The organism is Mesorhizobium sp., assembly GCF_005063415.1.
Taxonomy (GTDB): domain Bacteria; phylum Pseudomonadota; class Alphaproteobacteria; order Rhizobiales; family Rhizobiaceae; genus Mesorhizobium.
In genome coordinates this window covers 1-5,548 of sequence record NZ_SUEG01000227.1, presented here as the reverse complement: position 1 = coordinate 5,548, position 5,548 = coordinate 1, and the positions used below count along the sequence as shown (strand labels likewise).

At 60.5% G+C, this 5,548-nt stretch carries 5 protein-coding genes and 4 pseudogenes; 5 read left to right on the top strand and 4 right to left on the bottom strand.

Annotation, left to right across the window (positions count from 1 at the left end):
• Window positions 1–280: 280 nt before the first annotated feature.
• Window positions 281–556: a hypothetical protein gene (locus tag E5W70_RS30510; RefSeq protein WP_063169403.1), complete on the bottom strand. Its 276-nt coding sequence runs from the start codon at window positions 554–556 to the stop codon at window positions 281–283.
• Window positions 557–1,253: 697 nt separating this feature from the next.
• Here E5W70_RS30510 and E5W70_RS30505 point away from each other — a divergent pair.
• Entirely contained in the window at window positions 1,254–1,670 is a 417-nt protein-coding gene (locus E5W70_RS30505; protein ID WP_063169404.1) for a hypothetical protein, read from the top strand.
• Window positions 1,671–1,908: 238 nt separating this feature from the next.
• On the opposite strand, the gene E5W70_RS33235 is transcribed toward E5W70_RS30505, so the two are convergent.
• The 3 genes and pseudogenes from E5W70_RS33235 to E5W70_RS30485 form a co-directional block, all read right to left on the bottom strand.
• Window positions 1,909–2,400, bottom strand: coding sequence for a hypothetical protein (locus E5W70_RS33235; RefSeq protein ID WP_366509761.1), 492 nt, complete (start codon window positions 2,398–2,400; stop codon window positions 1,909–1,911).
• A gap of 41 nt (window positions 2,401–2,441) precedes the next feature.
• Window positions 2,442–2,675 (bottom strand): hypothetical protein, encoded by a 234-nt coding sequence (locus tag E5W70_RS30490; protein WP_127312611.1) that lies wholly within the window; start codon window positions 2,673–2,675, stop codon window positions 2,442–2,444.
• A 9-nt stretch (window positions 2,676–2,684) separates the two neighbouring features.
• Window positions 2,685–2,964, bottom strand: a pseudogene (locus E5W70_RS30485) (DUF411 domain-containing protein); the annotation flags it as partial.
• 801 nt (window positions 2,965–3,765) lie between these two features.
• Here E5W70_RS30485 and E5W70_RS30480 point away from each other — a divergent pair.
• From E5W70_RS30480 to E5W70_RS30465, 4 genes and pseudogenes are all read left to right on the top strand, one after another.
• Window positions 3,766–3,970: pseudogene (locus tag E5W70_RS30480) on the top strand (isopenicillin N synthase family oxygenase); the annotation flags it as partial.
• 8 nt (window positions 3,971–3,978) lie between these two features.
• Window positions 3,979–4,248, top strand: a pseudogene (locus E5W70_RS30475) (pyridoxal-phosphate dependent enzyme); the annotation flags it as partial.
• Window positions 4,249–4,526: 278 nt separating this feature from the next.
• Window positions 4,527–4,690: pseudogene (locus E5W70_RS30470) on the top strand (thioredoxin domain-containing protein); the annotation flags it as partial.
• Window positions 4,691–4,731: 41 nt separating this feature from the next.
• A partial coding sequence (locus tag E5W70_RS30465) for a glutamate synthase subunit beta (protein WP_292664981.1) occupies window positions 4,732–5,548 on the top strand: 817 nt, incomplete at its 3' end.

Sequence of the window (5,548 nt, the reverse complement as noted above, 5' to 3'; positions counted from 1 at the left end):
CCTCATGGGCGCGGCATGCAGGATTAACCGAGCCCAGCCGGTCATGAGTGCGGCCTTGCCGGGTCGGGCGATAGGCAGTCATGCCCTGCCCTTCCTGCGGGTCAAGCACTCCGAAAAAACATTTCCCCCATAAATGCTAGATCTTCCGTTGCCTTTTCGCGTCACAGGCCGTCAAACGCCCGGCCGTTCACAACAGTGATCCGGCAAGTGTTTGGCTGCGCGAGACGATGCTGCAGGGAGTCGTCCTGCATGGCACTTCGCTATGATGCTGCGGTGCCGTCTAACGGCGCCTCGTGCTTGAACGCACTGAACGGCCACCGCGATCAAAATCGATGGTTCGAGGACCGTTGATCATCACCCCGCCAGCCTCGATCTTGTTTGCCGCCACGAGAGCGACACAGAGACTGCTGGTGAAGATGCCCGCCTGCCCGCTATGTTCCGGATGGTTGACCATCCCGGATGGACCCATCGAGGGTGTCAAGGCGAGCATGAGCACAGGCGCGAACAGTTCACGGGCAGGCGCGACGGTGGCCGCAAAGCAACGTCGCGCCAGCATGCGATCTCAGCAGGATCGGCACCATCCTGTCAGGGAGCAATGCGAGTGGCTGGCTTAGCCGCTGCGACGCTGCCCGGCATCGCGTTCAATTGATCTGGCGCCTTAAATGCAGGAAGGCTTCGCGGCCGGTACGAGGCGCATCCCTCCTCCGAAGCAGCACGCCCAAGTATCATCACAAGCCCCGAGCGCCCGCGTTCGGCGATGTCCAATTTCCGACAATGTCGGAATACAGTCAGATCTGCTGGATTGACTTTAAATGGTTTTCTCATTTGGCACAGCGCATGCTGGTTATCCGGAAACACGTGACCGACCAACAAGAAGTCGCATGACACAACCGGAGCCATCCATGTCTGACGGGCTGCCCAGGATACCTACTGCGACCGCGCTTGCCCGGTGACGACCGCTCCGGCTCCGCCCGTTACCGACGAGGCAAAGTGACGGATTTCCTGCGTTTCAACGACATGGAGGTGGTTGTCATTCCCGCTGGGGGACAGACTCGGCCTGTTCAAGGCATTGCGCGAAGGCGGCAAGATGACGGCCACCCGTGCGCGAACTCAAGGAGCGCAGCCTGTATCGTGTATCAGGCAAATAGGCCGTCGGTCAGTGACCTTGACACAGGGGACATGCGCAAGGTCCTGAAGTTTGATGCAGCGATAGAAGGGTGCCAATGACAACAATAGCTTACAGGAACGGAACCATGGCTGGCGACGGCCGAGCCTTGGGTTTTGACTCAGTATCCGTCGGTGAGAAAACGAAGGTGTTTCGCTTATGCGACGGCACACTCATCGGCGTTTCCTCTTCGTCCTTGGGTATTCCAAAGGCCGTTCGAGACTGGGTTGAGAAGGGCATGGATGTTTCTGATATTCCTGTGCCGCGCAACGACGACAATTTTGAATTTGAGGCGCTGATAGTGCGCAAAAATGGGGAAGCCGTATTGTTGGACGGCAATTGGCTGCCAAGTGATCCGGTGAAAGGTGAATATTATGCCATCGGGAGCGGCAAGCAGTATGCTTTGGCCGCGCTGGTTTTGGGCAAGTCAGCTAAGGAAAGCGTCGAAGTTGCCGCGAAACTCGACGTTTGGACTGGTGGCACAGTCACTGCCATAACTCACTAAACCCGCCTTTCGGCGGGAGTGTGACAGTGCGAGCGTGGAAGTAGGGCGCCACCCCGGGGCACGTCGAGCCCTGTCATGTGAGCTGGTCCATAAGCGCGCGAAAGCGTCCAGTTGTGGCCAAAAGCACGATTTGCGACAGAACCGGCCCGCTTCTATGAGTATGGGCCGCTTTTTGCGGCCAGCGTGCTTGCCATCCTGCCGCCAGTGGCCGTCGCCTTCTTCTTCCAAGGTTACCTCGTCATGAAGTAGAGCACCACGATCTTGTCGGAGAGATCGGAAGGCGGACGGCCCTTCCGTCCGCGTCGGCCAGTTCGAAAGGCGGCGCGGGCTGCTCGTCGATCGCCTGGAAGAACCTCTCCGCGCTGTCCCTCATCTTGTCGAGATCGGCGCCCGGATGGTGGGCCAGCGCGGAGGTCCCGAGGATCAGCGCCAGAAATTGAATCGCAAGCGACGGTTTCGCTTTCATGGACAATGCATTCCGGTTGGGGGCGTTCGAGGGCTCCGCGGCTAGGATTGGTCTCACTGTGTCTGCTCCCGCTCCCGGCGGCTCATCTGCCTGATAGGCGCGTTCCCGCTCGGGCCATGTGCTTTTGATGAAGGCCAGAACGGCCCGGATCTCCTCGTCGGTGAGGACATTCCCGAAGCCCGGCATGTCGCTCTGGTAGCCGCCGCCGACGACCGCGGCCGGTCCCGGCGCCGGCATGCGTCCCGAAGGCAGCGGGCTTTCCAATCGCGCTGACCTTCGCCTGGCTAAAACCGTCTTGCCTAGCGCTATCGCCGCGGCCGGGGCGCGGCCATCCGGTTGGCGAGCCAAGGCAATGTCCAGACCAATCCGAGGCCTGCCGCGGCCACGCATCGATAAGAGGACCGACGCCCTTCTCCTTTGCCGCCGCTGGAGAACAGGTATTTGATCAGCGCGGCCGTCCCGAGGACGAGCACGACGACGACAAGCAGCCACACCAGGCCCGTGCCGAACATCATCATGCCGCTCATGCATTCCATCATCGAAGCCTCCTATTCCGTGGCGTAGATGCCGCCGGTCGCGTCAGACTTTCGGATTTCGAGAATCTCGAAGGGCGCTTCCTTCGTGCCACTCATGCCGGGGGAGCCCATCGGCATGCCGGGCAGCGTCATGCCCTTTGATGTCGGGCCGCTCGGTCAAGAGCTTGTTGACCGTGCCGACCGGCACATGGCCGCTCACCACATAGCCGTCGATGAACGAGAGAAGGCAGCCATCGGCTTCCGGCGGAATGCCCTCTTCGCGGCTCATGGCGAAAAGGTCGTGAGTCGGCCTTGACGGTGATTCCTGGAAGGCCGATTCCAAGGCGAGCTGGCTTGAAGGCCGCGGTCCGGATGGTCGACTAGGCAGCTTGGTTCCACGATCGCAATGCTTGATCGCTTCATTGCAGGCCATGGGCTCTCGCCCCCTCCTTTTGCCACACGAGGCGCCAGCTCACGTGTTGTTGTTGGCGTGCGCCCCGGCAACCGCTTTCACCAGCCGCTCCAGCGATCCCGCGCGCTCCAGCTCCGCAAAGAATGATGCGGCGTGACGCTACCCAGCCGGTGCTTCTCGGCCTTCCAATTAAACTGTCTCGACGAAAGAGCCGTCTCCGTTGCTCCGGTCTCGGTGTTGAGTTCTCTAAGGCTGCGCCACACCTTGGTCCCCACGCCGGCAAATGATCTCACTATGCAGCCCGTGCTCGCACGCTCTCAAACTAATTACTGCTGCTGCAACACGCCGCCTGGCGGCCTGCACCGAAAAGCCGACAGGGGTGCATCTGAATAGCCGTGAACCCAGGTCTCAAAGACCATCCGGCGCGACGAGCGGACGCACCGCACGTGTGACACCCGCCTTGTGGGGCAGGGTTGCCTTTCTCAATCCCGGCGTTGGTCGGCGTCACAATGAGCAGCAAGCTATTATCGGCCGCCGAATCTTAGTGGCTTCGTCGAGAGCCTCAATCAACCAAGCGGCGAAAGCCCCGCTAGAGTCTCCGCCCGCCTGTCGCTATGAAGCAGTTGCAGCCAGCGCTGCTTCAGGCGCATGAACTCGCCCGATGCAATGATTTCCGTCGCCCTGGGTCTTTCGAAGGGCACTGTTTCTATTCCCTTCTTCTTCGGCGCGCGGCTTGATGCCGACATACGGTTTCTTGACCTGCCGCCTGAACTGGCTGCCGAAGCGGGTGCCCCGCCAGCGACCCCGACAATCCCCTGTTCCGCAACTGCTGAAGAGCCGACTGCGCTCGCATCCCGATATTGCGCAACGGCACTATGCCGACATTCTGGAGACCGCAGCCGCATGAGCCTCGAGATGTTCCGCCGACCGTCGACAAAGGCGTCCTCTCGCCTGCGTCCGCCATTTGTCAGTGCTCGATCTGATTGGGGAGACGCCGGTCGTCGAACTGAAGAGATTCGATACCGGCAGGTGTCGTCGCTTCGTCAAGATCGAAAGCCAGAATCCCGGCGGATCGATCAAGGATCGCATTGCGTTGTCGATGATCGTTAATGCCGAACAGCGTGGCACGCGCGGGGCGGTACAATCATCGAAGCGACCGCTGGCAACACAGGGCTCGGCCTGGCCATCTGGCGGCACGAAGCGCGTGATCGCGTGTCCAAAAGCTGACAGCGTCAGACAAATGTCAGGTTCATTACAACCAACATCTGGGCACTGACGAGGTTTTTCGAAGCAATGGGCGCTAACTGCGCGCTGAGCGCGTTGGCATGGCTTTTGAGACTGAGTGACTGTGACTGCACTCAATGGGGCAAGACGAGCGATGCGCTCCTCCCTGAACCCGTGTGCCGTCTCTGAGAGGAAACCAGCTCGTGCAGAAACCTTTGGAAATAGCTTTGGACCGCAACGTGGTATTGCAGATGGAGTCCCCGGCTCCTTCGATTAGAGTCGAGAACTGGCTGCATGGCGAGCCCCTCACGAGCTTTGAGCCCGGCAAGTGTACATAGTCGAATTTTGGGCAACTTGGTGCGGCCCATGTGTGGACGGGATGCCCCATCTGATCCAGCTGCAGGGCGTCGCCAGGCGCACCATCTGGACAGCAGGAACTGGACTATGGGCAAGGTAACAGGCTTTCTCGAAATCGACCGGCAGGTGCACAAGTACCAGCCGGCCTCCGATCGCATCCGGCATTTCCGTGAATTCACGCTGCCGATGTCTGACAAGGAGGTCGAGAAACAGGCCGCGCGCTGCATGGATTGCGGCATTCCGTTCTGCCACGGGCCGACCGGTTGCCCGATTCACAACCAGATTCCGGACTGGAACGATCTCGTCTACAATGGCGACTGGGACAACGCGATCCGCAACCTGCATTCGACCAACAATTTCCCGGAGTTCACCGGCCGCATCTGCCCCGCGCCGTGCGAGGAAGCCTGCACGCTGAACCTCGAGGACATTCCCGTCGCCATCAAGACGGTCGAGCAGGCGATTGCCGACAAGGCCTATGAAACCGGCCATATCAGGCCCTATCCGCCGGAGAAGAAAACCGGCAAGCGCGTCGCCGTCATCGGTTCCGGTCCGGCCGGCATGGCGGCTGCCCAGCAGCTTGGCCGCGCCGGCCACGATGTCCATGTCTACGAGCGCGAAAGCCGGCCCGGCGGGCTGATGCGCTACGGCATTCCCGACTTCAAGATCGAGAAGCACTATATCGACCGGCGCATCGAGCAGATGCAGGGTGAGGGCGTGACCTTCCATTGTGGCGTCAATGTCGGCGTCGACAAGCCGGTCTCCGAACTGCTCGCCGAATATGACGCGGTTCTGTATTGCGGCGGTTCCGAAACACCGCGTCCGGCCAACATCCCAGGCGATGATCTCGACGGCGTGCACGACGCGATGCCGTATCTGGTTCAGCAGAACAAGCGTATCGGCGGCG

Coding starts and splice junctions, on each gene's coding strand:
- E5W70_RS30510 (WP_063169403.1), bottom strand. CDS start 556: ATGCTGGCGCGACGTTGCTTTGCGGCCACCGTCGCGCCTGCCCGTGAA.
- E5W70_RS30505 (WP_063169404.1), top strand. CDS start 1,254: ATGGCTGGCGACGGCCGAGCCTTGGGTTTTGACTCAGTATCCGTCGGT.
- E5W70_RS30490 (WP_127312611.1), bottom strand. CDS start 2,675: ATGATGGAATGCATGAGCGGCATGATGATGTTCGGCACGGGCCTGGTG.